This window comes from Brevibacterium atlanticum (assembly GCF_011617245.1).
Lineage (GTDB): Bacteria > Actinomycetota > Actinomycetes > Actinomycetales > Brevibacteriaceae > Brevibacterium > Brevibacterium atlanticum.
Genome location: NZ_CP050152.1, coordinates 3,164,565 through 3,185,910 on the forward strand (window position 1 = coordinate 3,164,565; position 21,346 = coordinate 3,185,910).

21 protein-coding genes are annotated in these 21,346 nt (G+C 63.3%); 8 read left to right on the forward strand and 13 right to left on the reverse strand.

Annotated elements, in window-relative coordinates; genetic code table 11:
* Positions 1 to 79 precede the first annotated feature (79 nt).
* The 3 genes from GUY23_RS14115 to GUY23_RS14125 are packed head-to-tail and all read right to left on the reverse strand — an operon-like array spanning position 80 to position 3,324.
* Entirely contained in the window at positions 80 to 592 is a 513-nt protein-coding gene (locus GUY23_RS14115) for a GtrA family protein (protein ID WP_166973303.1), read from the reverse strand.
* A 21-nt stretch (positions 593 to 613) separates the two neighbouring features.
* The gene (locus GUY23_RS14120) at positions 614 to 2,257 is read right to left on the reverse strand and encodes a hypothetical protein (protein WP_166973305.1); all 1,644 of its coding nucleotides are present in this window, start codon (positions 2,255 to 2,257) and stop codon (positions 614 to 616) included.
* Complete coding sequence (locus GUY23_RS14125; protein ID WP_166973307.1) at positions 2,254 to 3,324, reverse strand: glycosyltransferase; 1,071 nt, start codon at positions 3,322 to 3,324, stop codon at positions 2,254 to 2,256. Before GUY23_RS14125 ends, GUY23_RS14120 begins: the two co-directional genes overlap by 4 nt.
* 345 nt (positions 3,325 to 3,669) lie before the next feature.
* Here GUY23_RS14125 and GUY23_RS14130 point away from each other — a divergent pair, with 345 nt between their 5' ends.
* The 3 genes from GUY23_RS14130 to GUY23_RS14140 all read left to right on the forward strand — a co-directional run bounded on the left by GUY23_RS14130 (position 3,670) and on the right by GUY23_RS14140 (position 6,318).
* Positions 3,670 to 4,638 (forward strand): methionine ABC transporter ATP-binding protein, encoded by a 969-nt coding sequence (locus tag GUY23_RS14130; protein ID WP_166973309.1) that lies wholly within the window; start codon positions 3,670 to 3,672, stop codon positions 4,636 to 4,638.
* Positions 4,638 to 5,312, forward strand: coding sequence for a methionine ABC transporter permease (locus tag GUY23_RS14135; RefSeq protein WP_166973311.1), 675 nt, complete (start codon positions 4,638 to 4,640; stop codon positions 5,310 to 5,312). Before GUY23_RS14130 ends, GUY23_RS14135 begins: the two co-directional genes overlap by 1 nt.
* Positions 5,313 to 5,481: 169 nt before the next feature.
* Positions 5,482 to 6,318: a MetQ/NlpA family ABC transporter substrate-binding protein gene (locus GUY23_RS14140; RefSeq protein WP_166973313.1), complete on the forward strand. Its 837-nt coding sequence runs from the start codon at positions 5,482 to 5,484 to the stop codon at positions 6,316 to 6,318.
* 185 nt (positions 6,319 to 6,503) lie between these two features.
* Here the strand turns inward: GUY23_RS14140 and GUY23_RS14145 are convergent, their stop codons facing one another.
* Both GUY23_RS14145 and GUY23_RS14150 read right to left on the reverse strand, forming a co-directional pair.
* Positions 6,504 to 7,403, reverse strand: coding sequence for a serine hydrolase (locus GUY23_RS14145; protein WP_166973315.1), 900 nt, complete (start codon positions 7,401 to 7,403; stop codon positions 6,504 to 6,506).
* Positions 7,400 to 8,395 carry a LysR family transcriptional regulator gene (locus tag GUY23_RS14150; protein WP_166973317.1) on the reverse strand — a complete coding sequence of 332 codons (996 nt, stop codon included), beginning with the start codon at positions 8,393 to 8,395 and terminating at the stop codon, positions 7,400 to 7,402. The genes GUY23_RS14145 and GUY23_RS14150 overlap by 4 nt, the downstream gene beginning before the upstream one ends.
* 173 nt (positions 8,396 to 8,568) lie before the next feature.
* Here GUY23_RS14150 and bla point away from each other — a divergent pair, with 173 nt between their 5' ends.
* Genes bla through GUY23_RS14165 form a run of 3 tightly spaced genes read left to right on the forward strand, consistent with a single transcriptional unit; the run spans position 8,569 to position 10,841 of the window.
* The gene (gene bla / locus GUY23_RS14155; RefSeq protein WP_166973319.1) at positions 8,569 to 9,495 is read left to right on the forward strand and encodes a class A beta-lactamase; all 927 of its coding nucleotides are present in this window, start codon (positions 8,569 to 8,571) and stop codon (positions 9,493 to 9,495) included.
* Between the two features lie 60 nt (positions 9,496 to 9,555).
* Complete coding sequence (locus GUY23_RS14160; protein ID WP_166973321.1) at positions 9,556 to 10,047, forward strand: SRPBCC family protein; 492 nt, start codon at positions 9,556 to 9,558, stop codon at positions 10,045 to 10,047.
* Entirely contained in the window at positions 10,044 to 10,841 is a 798-nt protein-coding gene (locus GUY23_RS14165) for an NAD(P)-binding domain-containing protein (RefSeq protein WP_166973323.1), read from the forward strand. The genes GUY23_RS14160 and GUY23_RS14165 overlap by 4 nt, the downstream gene beginning before the upstream one ends.
* A 74-nt stretch (positions 10,842 to 10,915) precedes the next feature.
* On the opposite strand, the gene GUY23_RS14170 is transcribed toward GUY23_RS14165, so the two are convergent.
* The 3 genes from GUY23_RS14170 to GUY23_RS18955 all read right to left on the reverse strand — a co-directional run bounded on the left by GUY23_RS14170 (position 10,916) and on the right by GUY23_RS18955 (position 14,668).
* The gene (locus tag GUY23_RS14170; RefSeq protein ID WP_166973325.1) at positions 10,916 to 12,754 is read right to left on the reverse strand and encodes a formate--tetrahydrofolate ligase; all 1,839 of its coding nucleotides are present in this window, start codon (positions 12,752 to 12,754) and stop codon (positions 10,916 to 10,918) included.
* Positions 12,755 to 12,991: 237 nt separating this feature from the next.
* Complete coding sequence (locus GUY23_RS18645; RefSeq protein WP_228282365.1) at positions 12,992 to 13,618, reverse strand: DUF4143 domain-containing protein; 627 nt, start codon at positions 13,616 to 13,618, stop codon at positions 12,992 to 12,994.
* Positions 13,619 to 14,125: 507 nt separating this feature from the next.
* Entirely contained in the window at positions 14,126 to 14,668 is a 543-nt protein-coding gene (locus GUY23_RS18955; protein ID WP_166976183.1) for a MerR family transcriptional regulator, read from the reverse strand.
* Positions 14,669 to 14,722: 54 nt separating this feature from the next.
* Between GUY23_RS18955 and GUY23_RS14185 the strand changes: the two genes are divergently transcribed.
* Positions 14,723 to 15,019 carry a hypothetical protein gene (locus tag GUY23_RS14185; RefSeq protein WP_166973327.1) on the forward strand — a complete coding sequence of 99 codons (297 nt, stop codon included), beginning with the start codon at positions 14,723 to 14,725 and terminating at the stop codon, positions 15,017 to 15,019.
* Between the two features lie 199 nt (positions 15,020 to 15,218).
* On the forward strand, positions 15,219 to 15,770 hold the full coding sequence (locus GUY23_RS14190) for a ParA family protein (protein ID WP_166973329.1): 552 nt from the start codon (positions 15,219 to 15,221) through the stop codon (positions 15,768 to 15,770).
* Positions 15,771 to 15,855: 85 nt separating this feature from the next.
* Here GUY23_RS14190 and GUY23_RS18960 read toward each other — a convergent pair whose 3' ends face one another.
* The 5 genes from GUY23_RS18960 to GUY23_RS14215 are packed head-to-tail and all read right to left on the reverse strand — an operon-like array spanning position 15,856 to position 20,545.
* Positions 15,856 to 17,001, reverse strand: coding sequence for an FAD-dependent monooxygenase (locus GUY23_RS18960; RefSeq protein ID WP_166973331.1), 1,146 nt, complete (start codon positions 16,999 to 17,001; stop codon positions 15,856 to 15,858).
* Positions 17,002 to 17,030: 29 nt separating this feature from the next.
* Positions 17,031 to 18,005: a hypothetical protein gene (locus GUY23_RS14200; protein WP_166973332.1), complete on the reverse strand. Its 975-nt coding sequence runs from the start codon at positions 18,003 to 18,005 to the stop codon at positions 17,031 to 17,033.
* Positions 18,006 to 18,046: 41 nt separating this feature from the next.
* Entirely contained in the window at positions 18,047 to 18,718 is a 672-nt protein-coding gene (locus GUY23_RS14205) for a YciI family protein (RefSeq protein WP_166973334.1), read from the reverse strand.
* Positions 18,719 to 18,773: 55 nt separating this feature from the next.
* Positions 18,774 to 20,159 carry an MFS transporter gene (locus GUY23_RS14210; RefSeq protein ID WP_166973335.1) on the reverse strand — a complete coding sequence of 462 codons (1,386 nt, stop codon included), beginning with the start codon at positions 20,157 to 20,159 and terminating at the stop codon, positions 18,774 to 18,776.
* On the reverse strand, positions 20,051 to 20,545 hold the full coding sequence (locus GUY23_RS14215) for a DUF3995 domain-containing protein (RefSeq protein ID WP_166973336.1): 495 nt from the start codon (positions 20,543 to 20,545) through the stop codon (positions 20,051 to 20,053). Before GUY23_RS14215 ends, GUY23_RS14210 begins: the two co-directional genes overlap by 109 nt.
* Between the last annotated feature and the right edge of the window lie 801 nt (positions 20,546 to 21,346).

The window sequence follows — 21,346 nt, forward strand, 5'->3', positions numbered from 1 at the left end:
GGTGCACACACAGTGGTCTCGGCGCTTAACCGTTGTCTCGACGGGGAATGCCGCAGAGCACTGAACTGGCCGACTGTGCTCAACCCCGGTCGTCGGGGACTCGGCTCGGCTCTTCCATGGGCACGACCACCTCGGCGTCGGGGGTCTGGTCTTTGAACACCCACGTCCGGTACGCGTAGAAGCGGAAGATCATCGCCAACCCGATGCCGATGACGTTCGTCGAGAGGTTATAGGTGAGCTGGTCGCGCATATCGAGTAAGTACCAGGTCACACCGAGCGGGACGACGGAGATGATCATGCCGACGAGGTTGACGACGACGAACAGGACCACGCCGCGCAGGTTCGAATGGGTGGTCCGGTCCCCGTAGGTCCAGAGTTTGTTGCCCATCCACACGACGATCATCGACAGGATCGTGGAGATGATCTTCGACTTGATCGGGCTGCCCTCGAGCAGAGCGGGGATCGGGCCGAGGCCGTAGGCGAGGACATTCGACAGCCCGACGTCGACGATATAGCCGAGCCCGCCGACGGTGAGGAACTTGAAGGCTTCCACCGCGAGGCGCCGGAGACGGACCGAGAATGACTCTTTCATAACTGAGGCCAGTCTATGACTCTAGGTTTCGGACTCGCTGGATGCTGCGCTCGGCGGTGTGGGAGCGTCCGTGCGACCTCTCCTCCACATCGACAGTGCGAGCACACAGGCGACGGTGACGGCCAGCGCCGGCCAGAAGGTGTACCGGAAATGGTTGGCCGGCACGATCGGGAAATACCCGAACACATAGCACAGCGCCGAGGCGGCCAAGGTCGTGATCTCGGGCCAGAAGGACCGCGCCCGCGAGTACGGTCGCCGGCCGCGTCCGTGCGAGCGGAAGGCGAGGCCGAGCAGCACGATGGCCGCCAGAGTCCAGAACCAGGGAGTGAACAGCATCGGGAACGTGCCCAGGGCGAAGTCCTCGACATAGGGGCGGACGATGTAGTCGGCCTTGGGGTCACCCTCGTCGAGGCCGGCCTTCGCCGCTTCGACGTGCCATTCGGCCGGCCAGTATTCGACCGCGGAGGTGAAGAAGTAGTAGGAGAACACCGACGCCCGGTATTCGACGTAGCGCAGCGGGTGAGTGATGACATGGTCGAGCCAGAGGCGTTTGAGTGCGTCCTGATGAGCGATCGGCGAGAAGTCCTCCCCGCTCTCGCCCTTGCCGTAGCAGTTCCAGTACGAGTCCCAGATCTCACCCTTCTCCAGGCACTTCTCGCGTGCGGTGCTGATGTGGTCGGTGAGTTCCTTCGGGGCACCCGCAGCCTTGAGCTCGGCATCAGGGACGGAGAACATCACATCATCGAGGAAGATCTGGGAGATCTGACCGGTCTTCTTCACGCTCGTCTGCGATTCGATGATCGCATCGGTGACCTTGACGCCTCCCCCGATGAGCACGAGCACGATGAGCGACGTTGCGACAATCAGGAATGGGCGGCGCTTCTGCGCAGGGCTCGTCACCGCGACCGAGCTCGCAGGATCGGCTGAACCGGCGGGCACGGCAACACTGCCCGACCGTCGACGTCGGTTCCGCCACGCACGGACCAGGCACCACCCGCCGTACACAGCGATCGGGACGACCGCGAACACGGCGTTCTTGCGCACCCCCACCGCGTAGACGAGGAGGACCAGCGCAGGAAGCCACAGCAGCCACGACTTCGGAACGAAGCGCGTGATCATGATGAGCACGATGCCGAGGAGAAGAGCCACAGCCATCTGCGTGTCCTTCCACAACGTCGTCATCTGCGACACGACCCAGGGAGTGACCATCATGCCCGGCCCTAAGAGCGACACCCACTTCGGTGCTCCTGACCGGTGAACGAGCACACCGATCGCCCACGCGGCTGCAGCCAGCAGCACGACCTGCAGCAGAAGCAGGCTGCCCTGCGCTCCGGTGACGGCCATGAGCATCCGCCATACCGCGCTCATCACCGGTGGATGCCAATCGGTGACCGGAGTCTTCCCGGTGGCCTGTAGGTACTGATTGGCGATGTCGACGTTGGCTCGACCGGGCCAGAACAAGCGCAGGAAGATCATCGACCATGCCACGACGAGCACTCCCAGCAGCAGATCCCACAGCAGTGGTCGCCGCAGCAGATCGGGCATCGATGAAACGGTGAGCCGTGACGATGACGTCAGCGTCTTCGTCCCCGGCTTCGGCGCCGGCATGGGTGAGTCGGCGTGAGGAGGATCCGGAAGATCATTCGTCGGTTGCAGTTCGGTCATGAAGCGAAGCGTGCCCGCACCTGCCGGTTCGGCTTCATCCGTGCCGGGTCGGCAAAGATCTCTGCCTCCGAAGTCGAGAACTCTCGGTCCGCGGGACCGGTCTGTCGCGGAGCCTGACGCTGCGTGAAGGGTCGTCCGGACACTGCGGGCAGGCTGAGGTAGACCAACCGGGAGGTCTCACGACGCGCTCGCCGCAGACCGTCCAAGGTCAGCCCCACACTGCCGAGCAGGAACGCCAGACCCATGAGAGCTGCGGCGAGGATCGCGGTCGGGAACCTCGGCACGAGTCCGGTCTGCCAGAACTCCCAGACCACAGGAAGACCGAAGACCAGCGACAGAGCCGCGAGCAGCACGGTGAGGGTGCCGTAGAACAGGCGCGGGCGCTCGTGCCTCACGAGCGCGGAGATGAGCCCGAGGATGCGGAACCCGTCCTTGAACGTCGAGAGTTTCGACTCGCTTCCGTCGGGTCGGTCGCGGAAGTCCACGGCCACCTCGGTGGTGGGAAGGCGCAGCGACATCGTGTGCACGGTCAGTTCGGTTTCGATCTCGAACCGGCGGCTGATCGCGGGGAACGACTTGACGAAGCGGCGGGAGAACACCCGGTAGCCCGAGAGCATGTCGGAGACCTCGGATCCGAAGAGTGCCCCGGTCAGCTGATTGAACATCCGGTTCCCCGCCTCATGGCCGGGCCGATACGAGGTCGTCTCCTGGTTGTCCTGACGCACACCGAGCACGTGGTCGTAGGGGCCCGAGATCAGGGTATCGATCATCTCGGGCAGGTGCGCAGCCTCGTAGGTATCGTCGCCGTCGATCATCACGTAGATGTCCGCATCGATGTCAGCGAAGGCGCGGCGGACGACGTTGCCCTTGCCCGGGACGTTCTCCTTGCGCACGATGGCGCCGGCCTCGGCGGCACGCTGCGAGGTGCGATCGCTCGAACAGTTGTCATAGACGTAGACCGTGATGCCGGGGACGGCGGCTTTGAGGTCGCCGACGACCTTCGCGACGGTGATCTCCTCGTTGTGGCAGGGAACGATCGCCGCGATCCTCACGGTCGTCTCTTGCATACCCAGTCCCATCGTCGTTCGTGTGCGCCGGCCGAGCCGATCTCGGTGCGCAGTTCTGCCGATTCCACTGGTCTACGCCTCGGACATGGACTGCGGGTTACGGAATGGGAAATTGCAATGCACCTTCCCCTGAGCATGCACCGACAGCTCGGATCCGCCTCGGCGAGTATGTGCTTGGTCACGATCACGGCGTTGTGCGTCGATTTATGACATCCGCATGTGAACATCCTGGAATTCCTTGGCATCCTGAATCGTCGGCCCTACTCGACCGTAGGCCGCCCCATCCCCTTTCATTCGCCGTCCACCACCGTGCGCGGCGCTGACCAACCACACGAGGAGGCGCCTGTGATCGAACTGCGCGCACTGCGGAAGGCGTTCGGAGGCACCGTCGCCCTGGAGGAGATCGACCTCACGGTCCCTGCCGGAGAGATCCACGGCGTCGTCGGCCGCTCGGGCGCCGGCAAGTCCACGCTCATCCGCTGCCTGACCGGACTCGAGAGCCCCACCTCGGGCACGGTGTCCATCGACGGCGTCGATCTGACGAACCGGTCCGGGGCCGGTCTGCGCGAGGCGCGCCGCAACATCGGCATGGTCTTCCAGCACGTCAACCTCCTCGATTCGCGCACCGCGCTGCACAACGTCGCCCAGCCGCTCAAGATCGCCGGAGTCGGCAAGGCCGATCGCCTGGCCAAAGCCCGCGAACTCCTCGACTTCGTCGGCCTCGGGGAGCGCGTCGACAACTACCCCGCTCAGCTCTCCGGCGGACAGAAGCAGCGCGTGGGCATCGCCCGGGCGCTGGCCGCAGAGCCGAAGGTGCTGCTGTGCGATGAGCCCACCTCGGCACTGGATGCCTCGACGACCGATCAGATCCTCAGCCTCATCCGCTCCCTGCGCGATCGCCTGGGCATCACTGTCCTCATCATCACCCACGAGATGTCCGTGGTCCGCGAGATCTGCGATTCCGTGACACTGCTCGCCGACGGCCGCGTGGCCAAGACAGGGAAGCTCGCCGAGGTGCTCTCCGAGCCCAGATCGGCACTGGCCAAGGACCTCGTCCCCCTGCCCCCGGTCGGCCTCGCCGATTCGGACGGCCGCCTCGTCGAAGTCTCCCTGGCCGGCACCGACCTGCCCACCGTGCTCACCTCCGCACAGAAGGCCGGAGTGAGCGCCGAGGCGATCCTCGCCGGGGCTGTGGAGACGATCGAAGGCCGTCAGATCGGCCGGCTGCGTTTCACCGTGACGTCGACTGACCAGTCGAAAGGCCTGATCAGCGCGCTGAAAGCCGATGGAATCCATGCGGAGGAGGCTGCCTGATGAACGATCCCACATGGTTCGACAACCCCGCGATCACCGATCAGATGTGGCCCGCGACCATCGAGACGCTGCTGATGACCGCCTGGTCGACCGGGCTCGCCGTCCTCTTCGGACTGCCGTTGGGCATCTGGCTGTTCACCGCTTCCAAGGGCGGACTGAACTCGAACCAGTTCGTCTACCGGGTGCTGTCCTTCATCGTCGACATCACCCGTTCGATCCCCTTCATCATCCTCATCATCGCCCTCATCCCCTTCGCCCGGTTCGTCGTCGGATCGGCGCTCGGCTGGCAGGCGACCGTGGTGTCGCTGACGATCGGGGCGATCCCGTTCTATGCCCGCCTGGTCGAGAACTCCCTGCGTGAGGTCTCCGAGGGCAAGGTGGAGGCGGCCCTGATGATGGGCGCCTCGAACGGGCAGGTCATCCGCCAGGTCTACGTCCCTGAGGCCAAGCCCGGTCTCATCGGTGCCGCCACGGTCACCTCGGTGACTCTGGTGTCCTACACCGCTATGGCCGGTGCCGTCGGCGGCGGCGGACTGGGAGCGCTGGCGATCTCCTACGGCTACCAGCGCTACCAGGCGGACACGATGATCGCCTGCATCATCGTCCTCGTTCTCATCGTCACGCTCATCCAGTTCATCGGCGATCGGCTGGCCCGCGCGGTCGACCACCGCTGAGCCGCCTCGGCGGTGTGGCTGGCGATCACCGAGTTGATAGTGGCAAAAGGTCGGCGAATCCCGTATAGATCAGACATTTCGCAACTATGAACCGGCCTCTGACCACTGCCTTCCGGCGATCGTCCCTCATCCACCGCTCCACGACACACACAACACATCAAGGAGAACCATGAAGACCAAGCTCATCGCGATCGCGGCCAGCGCGACCCTGCTGCTCTCGGGCTGCGGACTCGTCGGCGGCGGCAATGATTCCGTCGGAGAGAAGGACGGCGACCTCACGAAGCTCGTCGTCGGTGCGACCCCCGTGCCGCAGGGTGACATCCTCAACTTCGTCCAGGAGAACCTCGCCGAGGACGCCGGCCTCAAGATCGAGGTCAAGGAGTACACCGACTACACGCTGCCGAACAAGGCGCTCAACGACGGTGACATCGACGCGAACTACTTCCAGCACAAGCCGTACCTCGATTCCGAGGTCGAGGGCCAGGGCTATGAGATCACCGGCTTCGAACCCATCAACCTCGAGCCCTTCGCGCTGTTCTCGAAGGACATCAAGGACGTGGGTGACATTCCGAAGAACGCGAAGATCGGCATCAACAACGATCCGTCCAACCAGGGCCGGGCACTGAAGATGCTCGAGGACGCGAAGCTCATCACCCTCAAGGACGGAGTCGACGCGGTCGATGCGAAGCTCTCCGACGTCGAGGACAACCCGAAGAACGTGAAGTTCGTCGAGGCCGACGCGGCACAGCTGGCTCGCACCCTCGAGGACGTCGACGCCTCGGTGATCAACGGCAACAACGCCCTCGAAGCCGGCCTGAGCCCGGCCAAGGACGGCATCCTGCTGGAGAAGGCCGAGGACAACCCGTACGGCAACTTCCTCGCCGCCCGCACCGAGAACAAGGATGACGAGAACATCAAGAAGCTCGACGAGCTGCTCCACTCCCCCGAGGTGAAGAAGTTCATCGAGGACAAGTGGTCCGACGGATCGGTCCTCCCCAGCTTCTGACCCCACTATTGCTACCTGACGGCGGCCCAGCAACCTCGCGCGAGGTTGCTGGGCCGCCGTCAGGTTGTATGGGGAGATGCAGACCGCCGTGACGAACCGTCGCACCAAACAGGACACAGCGGGTTCCCTCGTCGAAGACGGTCCCGTCGAGACTCTCGCCGTGATGATCCCGCCGAGGCGGTCCCTCACCTCAGCAGATCATGAAGGGCACGAGCCGCGGCGCCGAGAGCAGCCTCGGCGGCGGGTTGAACCGATGCGGGATTGCTTGATTCGCTGAGCACGACGATGGCGATCGACTGACCGTCGGCGTGGTCGACGACGCCGATCTCGTGCCTGAGGTGGAGCAGTGTCCCGGTCTTCGATGACCACCGAGCCGAATCGGACATGAGGTCGGGGGCGAGGCGATGGCGAACGACATTGCCGGACATCAGCTCCCGCAGCCGCGCGGCGACGCCGTGGTCGAGCCTTGCGGGGCGCCACACCTCGGCGAGGAGACCCAACAGGCCGCGTGCGGTGGCGGAGTTGGCGCGGGAGACGTCAAGCTGCCAGATCCGGTGACCATCGCCGTGGGTCGGCCCCGCGGTCGCCAAGTCGTAGGCAAGGTGTGCTTCGGTTCCGTCCAGGCTCTCCAGCGGCGTCATGGTCAGCGCGTCGAGCCGGTGCCGGATATCGATGTCCCGCAGCCCCAGAGCATCGAGATCCTGCTCGACCTCAGTTGCGGGAACAAGGTCGAGCAGTGCATCGGCGGCAGTGTTGTCGCTGAAGCATACGGCCAAGGTAAGCAGATCCTCGAGCGCGATCCGCGCCGGGTGCCGAAATCGTGCCGCACTCGTCGGGCTCGCGGATCCGGCAGCAGCCGGTTCTACTCGGACCTGCTCGTCGGCGGCGAGGTCCCCCGCCACGATCCGGTTGAGCACTGCCAGCGCGATCGGCACCTTGACCAAGGACGCCAGCGGCAGCGCTCCGTCGGGCGAGAGCGCAACCTCAGCATTCGTATCAAGATCACGGGCGATGATTCTGGCGCGAAGACCCGCGTTCTCAAGCTCTGCTCCGGCCGCTCTGACGACCTTCTTCCGCCCGATCATGGCGCTTCCCCAGTCGATCGTGCGATCTGCGGGCCCTGCGCCGAGGCGGCCCGGCCTGTTCGCGCATGCGTCCTCACCGTCGCCGAGCCTCGTCGTCTCGGGCCTGAGACGATCGATCCGCCGAGGCAGTCAGCGAACTCCTCGGCGAAGTCGGCAAGCAGGGCTATGTCTTCGTCCGCTGCGGCCGCCAACGTATAGCCCCGAGAGATGGTCGGGTCGATGAGCGGTACCCAGGGAAGTTCGAGTTCCGCGGCTTCGGCTTCGCTGCAAAGCAGCAGGTCACCCTCACTGAGCACCGCGGCGACTGCGTCGGGATCTGAGGTGTCCACGACGACTTGGTAGGGAAGCAGGCCCGCGGTCTCGGCGCATCGCCGGATCCGGTCGCGGATGTGTGGGACGTTGTCCTCGCTCGTCAGTCGCAGGCGTCGACCTGCGAGTTCGAAGTCGTCACCGGGGACCCGCGAACGGGATCTCCTCAGATCAGCGATACGCACAGGAGCCATCAGGGGAGAGCGATGAGCACATCCCAACGCGACGGCCCATGTGCCTTCGTCCGCGGGAACGGCTCGCAGCAACGCGCGCACTCTTCTCCCAGCGAGATCGTCGGCTCGCTGGCCCGGCGGTACGGAGTGGAAGTCGACCCGCAGTCCCCTGTCTTTCACCGAGGCGGCCAACACCGCAAGGTTCCGTCTGGAGCAGGCCGTCGGAACCGCCAGGGAGATCGGCCGCAGCTTCGCGCTGTCGGCGTCGAGCATCATCTCGTCGGCCAGTTCGACGAGGCGGGTCGCCGAGGCGAGCATGTCACGCCCGAACGGAGTGAGGCTGACTCCGCGTCCGGTCCGTTCGAAGAGACGCGCACCGAGCTGCTTCTCGAGTCCGGCGATGCGCCGGCTGGCCACCGGCTGCGGGATCCCGTTGGCGGCAGCACCAAGTGTCATGCTGCCGAGTTCGCTGACGGCGGTGAATGTTCGGCACGCGTTAACCAGGTCCATCACCTCATGATATGCGTTGCTGATATGGCAGCTGATGTTCGAGTCTTCGACTGCATGACGAGAACGGAGAAGGATAGTCAGCACCGAGCATTGCGAGCTCGTCGACAGTGAGACCGCTCCTGTCCGAACGCCCAATCCCACAGCGACTGACCAGGAGAGAACGGAACGAATCGATGAACATCCGAGCACTGCAGATTCTTGCAGCGTCGACGGCGACGGTTCTGGTCGCCGCCGGCTGCGCTTCAAGCGAGGCACAACCAGCGGACGAGTCCGGTTCTTATACCGACGCGGCGCCAGCGGTCACGGAGGATTCCGCTCACCGGCAGCTCGACAATCAACTCAAGGCCCTCGAAGACCGCTACGACGCGAGAGTCGGAGTCAGCGCTGTCGACACGGCGGACGGCACTACGGTCGGCCATCGGGGAGATGAACGCTTCGGCTTCGCCTCGACTCTCAAGGTGTTCGCGGTGGCCGAGCTCCTCGACCGCACGACGCCGAAGCAGCTCAAAAAGAACGTGACGTGGACACAGGACGATGTCGACGAAGCCGGTTGGACGCCTGTGACCGGCAAGCACGTCGATGACGGTCTTCCCCTGACCGACATCGCCGAGGCCGCGCTGCGAGTCAGCGACAACGCCGCGATGAACATCGTGCTCGATGAGATCGGCGGTCCCGAGGGTCTCAATGCGGCGCTGGAAAACGAGGGAGATGCAACCACTGAGATCGTCGACGAGGAGCCTGGTCTCAACGTCGTCACCCCCGGACGCACCGACAACACCACGACTCCGGACGCTCTTACAGCAGATCTGAAAGGACTGCTCGATCCCCGACGGCTGTCGACCGATGACAGAGACCAGCTGCTGGAATGGATGTCGGACAACGAGACCGGAGATCCCCTCATCCGTGCCGGGGCTCCCGACGGGTGGAGCGTCAAGGACAAGTCTGGCCACTCCGACACGATTCAGAACGACATCGCCGTCGTGACACCTCCGGGCGAGGACCCGATCGTGCTGTCGGTGCTCACCGAAGCGAAGGACCCAGATTCCGGAGCGGCGCTCGTCGCTGCCGTCGCCGAGGCGGTGCTCGACGGGTTCCGCTGACATCCGCTGACTCCACGGACAGCCGCCGACCTGATCGGCGCAGTCGGTAGAGTTACGAGCATGACCGCATCTCTTACCTTTGCCGATTCGATTCTCATCAATGCTGATCCGAATACCGTCTATGCAACGGTCTCAGACGTAACACGAACCGGCGAGTGGTCGCCGATCTGTCGTGAGTGCTGGTGGGACGACGGCGACGGGCCACAGGTCGGCGCCTGGTTCACCGGACGCAACGTCACTGCGGACCGCGAATGGGAGACTCGCAGTCAGGTCATCGTCGCCGATGACGGACGTGCGTTCGGGTGGAGCGTGGGACCCGGCCGGGTTCACTGGACCTACCGCGTGGAGGCAGTGGACGGTGGCACTCGGCTCACCGAGTCGTGGGAGTTCCTCCCCGAAGGTCAGGAGTTCTTCGTCGAGAAATACGGGGACCGGGCTGACGAGCAGGTCGCTGAGCGCACGGCGGCGGCGAGGAAGGGCATCCCTGAGACCCTCCGCGCGATCAAGAGGGTCATCGAACAGCAGGACGAGATCTCAAGGAGGAGAGCATGAGCACGATCGGATTCATCGGAGTCGGAGAGATCGCCTCGGCGATGGTCGAGGGTCTGAGCGCAGGCACCGCCACTGAAGACGGCGGCCGGGCTGAGAACGGCCTGCGGTTCGCTCTCTCCCCGCGCAATGCCGACCACGCACGTCATCTGGCCGGCACAATTGGGACCGCCGAGGTGGCCGCAAGCAATCAGGAGGTCGTCGATCGCAGCGACCTCATCGTCCTCGCAGTCCTGCCTCAGCAGGCTGCCGACGTCCTCGACGACCTCGACATTCCGGCGGAGAAGACCGTGGTCAGCGCAGTTGCCGGAGTCTCCACCGACGTACTGGCAGACCATCTGCCGAACTCACCGAGGGTCGTGCGGATCATCCCACTCCCAGCCGTCCGTGAGCGCATGGGCGTGACGGCGATGTACCCCGCCGACCACGATGTCGAGGCCCTCCTCGACCTCCTCGGCGGGTCGGTCACTGCCGAGGACGAGACGAAGTTCAGCACCCTGTCCGCAGTCACCGCAACGATGTCGGCACACTTCGCGTTCCTGCAGACGATCACCGCGTGGCTGGTCGACCGGGGCTGGGACCAGGCCGATGCCGACCACTTCATCCGCGGTCAGTTCGTCGGTCTCGGCACCACTCTCGACCAATCCGAGGCCCCGATCGCCGACCTCGTCGCCGCCCACGAAACCCCGGGCGGCCTCAACGAGCAGGTCAACCGGGACTGGATGGACGAGACGAACCGCGCGAACCTCGCAGCGACGCTCGACGCCGTGTTCGAACGAGTGACCAACGCCGACTGACCGCTAATTGCTACGTGACGGCGGCCCAGCAACCTGGCGCGAGGTTGCTGGGCCGCCGTCGGGTAGCAATTGGGTCAGAAGAGGCCGGTGATGTTGCCGTCCTCGGTGACGTCGATCTTCAGCGCTGACGGTTCCTTCGGCAGGCCGGGCATCGTCATGATGTCACCGGCGATGACGACGACGAAGCCGGCTCCCGCCGAGAGCCTCACGTCTTTGACCTCGATGATGTGGCCTGTCGGAGCCCCGCGCAGACTCGCATCCGTCGACAGCGAATACTGGGTCTTCGCGATGCACACGGGCGCGTCTCCGTACCCCTCCTCGGTGAACTGCTTGAGCTTCCGCTTCACCGCGGTCGGCAGATCGACATCGGCAGCTTGGTAGATCCGCTGGGCGATGGTGCGGATCTTGTCTTCCAGCGGCTGGTCGAGCTCGTAGCTGAACCTCGCCGAGGCCGCCCGCGAGGCAGCTCCCGACGCCGAGGCGGTCGTTGCCGGAGGTGCTTCGGCGTCCCCGGCGGCCACGCCCCCGACGAAGAGTGAACCGTCTTCGACAGCAGGTCCGGCCGTACCGTCGCGCCCACCGGCCCGAGCCCCAGCGCCCGCACCACCAGCCGCCTCAACCACAGCCTCGGCGAGCGCCAGCGCACCCTTGCCTCCGTCCGCCCAGTGTGTGGACTCAACAGCCGCAATCCCCAACCCCCTCAAGTGCGAAATCGCCGCTGCCATCTCCTCATCGGTGTCCGTGGGGAACCGGTTGAAGCACACCACCGGGGTCAGCCCGTAGATCTCGCGCAGGTTCTTACAGTGCAGCTCGAGGTTGCTCATCCCCTCGATCACGGCTGACTCATTCGTTGAGTTCACATCGGCAACGTCGACCCCACCGTGATACTTCAGTGCCCGCAGGGTCGCGACGACGACCACGGCCGAGGGCCAGATGCCCGCGGTCCGGCACTTGATGTCGAGGAACTTCTCGGCCCCGAGGTCCGCACCGAACCCGGCCTCCGTGACGACCCAGTCCCCCAAGGCCAACCCGGCCTTCGTGGCCAGCAGACTGTTGCAGCCGTGCGCGATATTCGCGAAGGGCCCGCCGTGGATGAACGCCGGCGAATGCTCGAGCGTCTGCACGAGGTTCGGTGCCAAGGCATTGCGCAGCAGCGCGGTCATCGCGCCGGCCGCACCGATGTCTGCCACGGTGATCGGTTCGCGGCCGCGGCTGTGCGCCAGCACGATCCGACCCAGCCGCTCCTTGAGGTCCGCCAACGAGGTGGCCAGGCAGAACACCGCCATCACCTCGCTGGCGACGACGATGTCGAAGGCGTCCTCGCGGGGCACTCCCCCGTTGAGTCCGCCGAGCCCGATGACCACCCCGCGCAGCGCGCGATCGTTGAGGTCGACGACCCGGCGGATGTGGATGCGCCGCGGGTCGACGTCGAGCACGTTGCCGAAGTGGATGTGGTTGTCGAGCATCGTCGCGGCGAGGTTGTTCGCCGCGGCAATGGCCGCGAAATCGCCGGTGAAGTGGAGGTTGATGTCCTCCATCGGCACGACCTGTGCGTATCCGCCGCCGGCCGCCCCGCCTTTCATCCCGAAGACCGGGCCCATGCTCGGCTCCCGCAGAGCGAGCACGGCCTTGCCGACTTCGGGCTTCGACCGGGCGAGTTCGTTGAGCCCGTCGGCCAGTCCGATGCTCGTCGTCGTCTTACCCTCCCCGGCCGGGGTCGGGCTCATGGCCGTGACGAGGATGAGCCGGCCATCATCGGTGCCGGCCGCAGCCTCATCGAGGACGTCGATCGGCACCTTCGCCTTCGTCCATCCGTGGGGAATGATGTCCTTCGCGTCGAGACCGAGTCCGGCGGCGATGTCGACGATCGGATCGAGCTCGGCGCTGAGCGCAATATCCATATCAGTGGTCATAAGGCCATCATGCCGCTTATGGTCCGTTTTGTGACCACCCCCGAACCGAGAATTCGTGCAATGTGCACTGGGCCCCGTGCACCGAAGCAGCCCCTCGCCGAGGTGGCCCTCCAGTGCATGCCCTACTGAGCATTTCGCGGTGTACCGCCTCAGAGTCCATCCACGCTCAAGGACCGAGCAGCGCCAACGGAATCACCGCAACCCCGTCGGGACGACGGTAGGCCGACTCGCCCGTAGTTATGACCACTCGATTGACCAGTCGATCCCCGACCTTCTTCGCCAGCCAATTGAGATGTCGCACGTCGGAGTCGCCGACTGTTGCGGCCAGTTTGACCTCAATGGCCACAACGCGTCGATCTTCACTCTCGACGAGACGATGAGGTCGATCTCGCGGTCGGTGTCCCTCGTCCTCAAGTGTCCCACCCGTGCTTCGGCTGCTTCCGCGTAAACCCGCACACTCTGAGTCACCAGCGATTCGAACAGCGCTCCGAGCCATGTACGAGTCGCAGCCGCGGCTCTTTGTCCGTCTCCTTTGAGCAGGCCGCTTTGACCGACCCCGCTCAATCTTGCGGCGATGGCTGGATCGACAAGGTGATGCTTCGGGGTTCTGGTGAGCCGCTTGAGCGGATTGAATCCCGGGGTCCATGCAGGCGGCGGGTCGAGGATGAAGAGCCGTTGCAGATGCTCTCGATACGAGTGGACTGTATTTCGCGCAGGTTTGTCAGCCTCTCCGGCCGTCGCCGCGTCAAGAATCTGTGTGAAGTTTGCATCGGTCGACGTTGCGGCCCCGCAGGCTGACAGCCACGACCTCAGCGTGTCAGGTCGTTTGACCTCGATTCCGTTGTCGGGCAGTTCCTTTTCCACGATCCGCGAGACGTAACTGTCGAGCTGAAGGCGGCGGGCTCTGGCAGGCAACTGCCTGATGTCGGGAAAACCCGAAGCGAGTATCTCTTCGGTGTATTGCGACAGCCGGATCGGCGATTGCCCACCAATCGCAAGCTCTGCATCGCGCAGGAGCTCCGACAGGGAAAACGCTGGGTTCGCATAACTCTCGCTCGGCCAGCGACAGAGGACGCATGGTCATCGTGACGATACGGCCTGCTCCGGAATGGATTCGCGCGTTCGGTGCCACGCCCGCCGACCCCGCAAATAGGAACCGACCGCCGGAAGAGTCATCATCAACGGCGGTTCGAACCCTGTCCCAGACCTCCGGCACAAGTTGCTAACCGTCGATCAGGACCGGCGTAGGAATATCGACAATGTGATCGTAATCGGCCACAACGACTTCTCGCTGGGCAGGTCGATTCAGTGACAGAACAGACCGCACACGCTGTGTCGCCGTTGTTGTCTTGCCCACGCCCTTAGCACCCTCTACAGCGATCGCCGACAGGGGCGGAAAGACCTCATCCAGAACGGAGTCAATGATTCGCCTGCTGTATGACATAGACCGAATCCACCACCTGATTGAGCAGATCGCGGTATTTCTATTGAGCAGATCGCGATGTTCTCACTGAGCATCTCGCAATCCTGTCCAGTCTCACCACTCTCAGCTCGCCCCGCGTACTCCGAGCATTCCAGGAACCGAGTCATCAGGTCATGCCGGCACCCGCGGACGTGGAGGAGGAAGGTCTCGGCGGTTCCGAGAGCCGCACGTTGGCGACGGATCGCATCGATGCGGGCTTCGATGATCACGGCACGACCAGCCTCGCCGCGGTGAAGGATCGCCCTGATCTCCGCGAGACTCATCCCCACACTTTGGCAGGACAGCACGATCCGGCCCCTGCTCACGTGCTCGTCCGAATAGTCTCGATGCCCCGCACCCGTCCGGTCGGGCACAACGACGCCTTCGTCTTCCCAATGCCGCAGTACGTGCGTGGCCACCCCGAGTTCGCGTGCTGCCTCACCGATCTTCATCCGCCTATCATGCCGTCTTGACTTCAGGTGAACCTGAAGTTCTAGGTTCGAGACATGGACGACCACGACACCACCTCGCAGTCCCGCCGTATCACTTTGAGCGACGGCGCCGAGGTGGCCACCCGGATCATCGGCCCCGACCGACACTCTCCCCTGAGCACACCGCACCCATCGTCGACCGCCTCGTCGAAGTGCGATGTCCAGTCCGCATCGGGTGGGGTGAGAACGATCCGTGGATTCCCGTCGAGCAATCCTCCTGTCGCCTGGCTCGCCTGCTGCCAGCAGACCCCAGCCTCACTCACTTCCCCGGTGCCGGGCACGTGGTGGCTTTCGAGGCGCCGTCGGATCTGACGACGGATCTCAAGGACTGGTTCTCCGGCCAATTCCTCACTGACGAAGGGGGCAGTTGAACACTCGGGCACGGCCGTGGGTTCATCAATGAGACGATGGTCCCATGCATTCGTTCGGGGCCCATGTCACCGACGTCTGAATCATCGTCGAATCGACATCTCCCGGAAACAGCCAAACCAACCGCACAAAGCAGGACCCAGTGTTCACCAACATCTTTCTCAACGGAACTGTCGGCGTCGGAAAATCGACGACAGCGGACGAGATCGCCGTCATTCTGGCTGAGGCCGGAGTGCCGCACGCTGTGATCGATCTCGATGGTCTGCGCCGCAGCTGGCCCTGCGAGGAACATGACCCCTTCGACCACGAGATCGAGATGCAGAATCTGTCAGCTGTCGCGTCCAACTACCGCGCAGCCGGCGCCGACGTGATCGTGCTCGCTGGCGTGCTCGAGGACAGAGATGAGATCCCCAGGTACCGAGCCGCCTGCGGTGGTGGTCCCATGGCCGTCTGCCGGATCACCGCTGATGAAGGCGTTGGAGAAGCACGGCTGCGTGGACGCCATGGAACTTCGGATGACGAATTGAAGTGGCACCTGGCGCGGTTCAAAGAGCTTTCGTCGATCATCGACGAAGCTGGTGCCTTCGACGCCGTCTTCGACTCGACTGACAGGAACGTGCGAGACGTCGCTGTCGATGTCATCAAGCACTCGAATCCGGGCTTGCTGGAGCGCATTGACGCGCCGGAGGACTAGGCGAGGTCGCCGAACACGGTCTGCGGTGATCCGTCCGCCGATTCGCCAGCATGGTTCATCTCACATGCCTGGATTCCAGCTGATCTCATCCACGGGAATGCCTCTGCAACCATGGCCACGACTGGAGCCGATCAGTCACCGTTCCGAGAAATTGCCCAGGAGTGAGGCGAAGGGCGGAATCTCGAAGAGACACCAGGAGGGGGTTCGCCGTCTGTGCAACGCGACTGGCAACACGTGATCGTCTCCAGATCGACCGTGTCCGGGGTCCGCGCAGCTCCGAGTACGCTGCCAGTGCCGTGTCGACCTGACCTGTCGACGCACGATACAGCAAGCAGACCAGAGTAGCCGCGTCCTCGATCGCCTGCCCAGCTCCTTGACCGAGATTGGGTGTCATAGCGTGAGCGGCGTCTCCGATGAGCACTGTCCGTCCACGTGAGAAGGAACGGAGCGGGGCAGCGAGGTCATAGATGTCGTGACGGAGAATGTTTTCGGCCGACGTCGCTCTGATGCAGTTCCCAACTGTCCTATGCCATTCGGTGAACAGGTGCCGTACGACTTCACGTTCATCAGCGAAGTCAGAGCCTTCTCGGATATTTCGCGTCCCGAACCAATAGATGCGCCCGTCCCTCAAGGGAACGATCCCGAAAATCTGGCCAGGCCCCCAGGTTTCTCCTGCTTCACCTCCGATATCGACCGGATCGGTACTCACTCCTCGCCATGCGGTGAACCCAGCGTAGCGAAGGCCCGGGTCAAGACCGATAGCGCTGCGACTGCGGCTGCGTATTCCATCGGCTGCGATGACGAGGTCGAATTGCTCACTCTGCTCGCCGAGCGTGACAGTCGGAGAGCCGTCTGAGGAAACAGTGGCATGGGCTCGGAGTCTCAGAGTCTCGGGCTCGAGCTGACGCAGGAGTGCACCATGCAGGTCCGCGCGGTGAACACTGCGCATCGAAGCGACCGTCGATTGTGGGAGTGTCAGGAGCCACTCTCCAGAGGGGCGTCGGTGACCAGCACGAATTCTGGCTATATCACTGCTCGACACGTCTCTGACCGCCTCGCCGAGACCCAGCAGGTCCAGAGCGGCGAATGAATTGTCGAAGAGCGTGAGCCCTGCACCGATGGAGGTTGCGTCCGCTCGCTGCTCGTACATCATCACGTCGTGGCCACTCTTCTGAAGTCCGAGACCGACGGTGAGTCCAGCGATTCCGGCTCCGATCACGGCAATCCGCATCTTCTCTCCTTCAGTGAGATCGACAGCGATCAGTCGGAGAATGAGATGCTGGTGCCGAGTTCACGCGCGATCGCCCAGTCATTGATCCAGTCGAGAATCGGCAGATCCCAAAGGTATGGGGCTCCGAGCTCGAACACCACAGTCTGTCCCGAAGAAGAACGAGCAGGCTCATGGTCCAGCATGACGTCTGCGAGTTCGACAGCTTCGGAGGGCATCGTCGGTGGAGCCTGACTGAGGAATCCGCTGGAGAACCCTTGTGCGATGAGCTCAGGGTGCTGTCGTGTGGGTACAACGAAGCGTGCACCGAGGCTGAGGAGGTTCATACCCGATCCGGTCATCGTGACGAAGAGACTTCCAGGGCTGACTGCCTCGGGCCGCGGCAGAGCAGGTTCTCCCGGGTGATAGCGACCCGCGGCCGTGATGACGTCGGAGCCGTCGACGGCGGCATCGACGGTCGGGGCCGCGGTGACGGGAACTGAAAGAGATCGGCCGACCTCCTCTGCAAACCGTTCTCGGTTGGATTGCGTCGGGCTCCAGACTGTGATCGCTTCGAGCTGCGGCATCACTTGGGAGATCGTGCGCACATGGCTGTGCGCCTGTGCGCCGCTGCCAAGGACAGTCAGCCTGCTGGCACACTCTGGTGCCAGATGACGCACACCCACTGCTGCTGGAACCGCGGTCCGCAACTCGTTGAAATCGTCAAGACAGATGAGTGTCTCGACCTCGCCGGTCTCACGGCTGATCCGGATACCGAGACGGGCGTTCTGCCGTGGGCCCTCATGGACCCGCGGGAAGAGCCTGAGGCTTGCCCCTGTGGAACAGGAGGTGAACTGGTTGGCCAGCTCGTCGCCGTTGGGAAGCTTCACACCCGTGAAGGTTGTTTCGCCGGCGTCGCCCAGATGGCTTCGGATGAGCGAACCCTCAAGTCTGTCGATGGCCTCGTTCAACAGTCCGATGTCCGACGACAGCTCTCTCAGGTCGGATCGAGTCAGCAGATTCGGCATGGTGGTTCCTTTCATTCTGTTTGATGGAGACGGATTCGTGGTCACGATTCCGCGTCGGTGCCTGTCGTTTCGACGTTCCGTGGACCGGTCACCTCGGCCGCAGAGAGCCCCGCCCGTTTGGTGATCTTGTCGAGCTTCCTCGCCAGAGAGCACATCGCAGATCCAGCATGATTCGTCATATGCTCATAGGCACCTAATGCCGCAATGGCGACGTCGAGGAGCTCGTTTTCGACATCGGTCTGTGAATGCGTCACTCCCTTGCGCGGGTTCTGACCGGTCATACCGATATAGGCAGCGACAGCTTCGCCGGCTTCTTCGATGGTCTTCGCAATCCGCCCCCACGTCACGGCCTCCGGGTCACGATCGGCGTTGTCCTCGTCGATCCACTTCGACAACGCGGTCAATTCTGCATCGATCTTCGTGAACTGCGAGCAGTCGCTGCCTGCAGTCGCGGTGGTTAGCCGACTCGACATGGTGTCAGTATCGGCATTCTTGGTTGCGGTAAACGTGATGACCCTGTTGACTGCAGCCCTGGCGAGGATAAATGGGTCGGATGCCGCGACGCTCGCGACCTCCTCTTTGCTTATGCCGCGGGCCAGGATCACTCCCCCGGAACGAGGCTGTTTGGGCCCTGAACTGACAAAAGTCCCCGTCCTGAAGTGCTCATCGAGCCATTCCCGATGGTCGGGCAGCAATCGGTCGATGCGAGCCATCTCGCTGATGTAGTCGATGTCGATGATGAACAGCAGATCGTCGCTGCTGCCTGTATCAGTCGTTGTCGTTTCGGTTGGCATCTGAATGGTCCCTTTCTCGGTGAGGCCGGTCGGATGTGAGCATTGTCGATATGACGATCATGAGGACGGAGAACGGGATGAGTGCGACCAGAGGCGCGCGATGTCCAAGGGCTTCGGCGACCTGATTGAGGACCGGAATGAAGACGCTGCCGATAGTCGTTGAGGAACCGAGGATGATCGCAGACACCGCAGCTGTATGGTGAGGCATTGCTTTCATCGCGATGAGCAGCTGCGGCGCATAGGCCAGGTAGAGCGCAGCGCCTAGAGCAAGCGCAAGGAACGGCACCCATGTGGCGTCACCTGCCAGTCCGAGGAAGGTCGCGCATGCGGTTGATGCGACCCCAGCGATGATCATCGTGCGCTTCAGACCGATACGGGCGCCGACCCAACCTCCCACCAGAGTTCCGACGACTCCCCCGGCACCGAAGAATCCGAGACCTCTGCTAGCAGTATCGAGCGCGATTCCGAAACTGAAGTGCATGGTCAACGGCAGGAACGTGTTGATGCCGAGAAATACGGTTGACCACAGGCAGGCCGACACAACCGCCAGGACGAACATGCGGTTAGGGCGAAATCGCCTTTGGGCCTTGGTGCTGTGCGGAAGGCTGTCCGTTGGAGACGTTCGATTGGCCAGCAGGCAGAGCAGTGAAACGAGCACTCCAGGAACAGCGATGACCACGGCCATCAGCCACGAGGCATGGACGAACTCTGGCCGAAACAGCAGCGGAGCAACGGCGAATCCGAGTGCTCCCCCAGTGGCAAAGACTGCGGTCGAACGAGGGCCGGCGTCTGCGAAGCGCCGGATGGAATATGCGGCCGCTGGGTGGAAGATGCATGATCCGACGTAGAGAAGCAGGACAGCCGTCGTGATCCCCACCGTATCTCGCCCTGCAAATGACATCGCCAGTCCGATTCCGGAGGCACTGAGTCCGATCGCACCGATGACGGTCCGTCGAGTCTTGTCCACGGCGAGTCCGGCGATGGGCTGGCCGATGCTGGAAATGACGGAGCCAACGGCAATGATCGTCGTGATCGTCTGTTGGTCAAAGCCCTTGTAGACAATCAGGCTGGGGATCGCCGCCAGTACGGCTCCGGTACATCCGTCGTTGATGAGATGAGCAAGGCTCCACGCGGCGATGATGCGACCGTGTGCTGAGTACACGGATGAGCGCCGAGCCGCTCTTCTTCCGAAAAGACCCTCTGCATTGTCCGCGTGGTGTTGGTCTGTGCTTCTGGCCGGCCTGATGATGATCACCTCTGTCTTTTTCGACGTGGTCTCGTTCTGGTTGAGTGTCGGGGCACACCGACGGCGAGCGCGATCAGCAGCAATGTTCCCCAGAGAAGAAATAGAGGGTCCCACAACCAGGCGTGACCGGCCATCGCCACTCGGTCCACAGTGCGGCTGTCGTCGCCTGCTCCAAGCAGGACAGCGTTGCCGATGACTGTATTTGCACCTCCCCAGACGACGAGGGCTCCCCCACCGGCCCAGCAGAACCCTCTTGTCACCATCGGGTGCGGCCACTCGAAGATGCCGAGGGCCAAAGGGGCACAGGCAGCAATGATCTTCACTATTCCTACCGCGCCCAAGAGTGCCTGACGGGTAGAGAAGAAATCCGCGATGTCCGAGCCAAGTGTGTCGATGAGGCTCTGGCCTCCCAAGGCCCAATACAGGCTGAACCCGGCGTGGATGATTCCACAGGCTGCGGCGCCCAGCAGGGGCAGACGCTCATGACTACTGTGTTGCATCGGCTGGCCCGTGAGCGAGTTGACGCTGACCGCTGCAGATGATGGGCAGGGTGAGAAGCGGCGGGTTCAGGCAGCAATGCACGATTCTGCCTCGCCTGGGGTCGGTCGCCAGTCGGCCGGCGACGGACTCTCCCGGACTGGCCGAGAGGCCAAAGGCAGTGAGCAGAATGGTCATCCTGGATGATGCCCCTGCTTCGAGCGTCGCGATAGTGCTGAGGTATGTGCAGACGAGATAGACACCGCTGAAAATCAGGAGCGTCCGGATCAGTCCAGCAGTGATTCTCGGTTCCGAGAGCATTCTCCCCACGCCCACGAGGTCCGTTGTCTGACGGGCCGCCGATTTCGGGAGGGATAGGCAGATCGGAACTGCGACAACACCTGCACCAGCCGACGGCAGTGCACTGCATGCGTAGACCGCGGAGACCACGGTCACCAGTGACCCTGCCCGTCCGGTTGAGACATCAAGAGTCGCTGCGACGTTCGGCAGCAGCCCGGCGATGACGAACGAGTCGGACCCGACCACGAACGTATCAGAAGCCGATACCAGCGAAATCACTCGCCATCGCCCATCAAGTCCATCGACAAGCTTGAGCTTCTCACTTGCCCGACTTCGACTCGGGTCCGACGGTTCTGCGCTCTCACCATTTTTCATGGAGTTTCGACCTTGGTCTTCTTTCACTTCGAAGCGTCTCTGGAAGTTCTGTTCTCAAGCGACATCCGCCTGATACCATGTTTCGTAATCTAGTCATCATGGCGCGTTTACGCAACACTGGCGAATAGAGCTTCTCGACACTCCCTCTG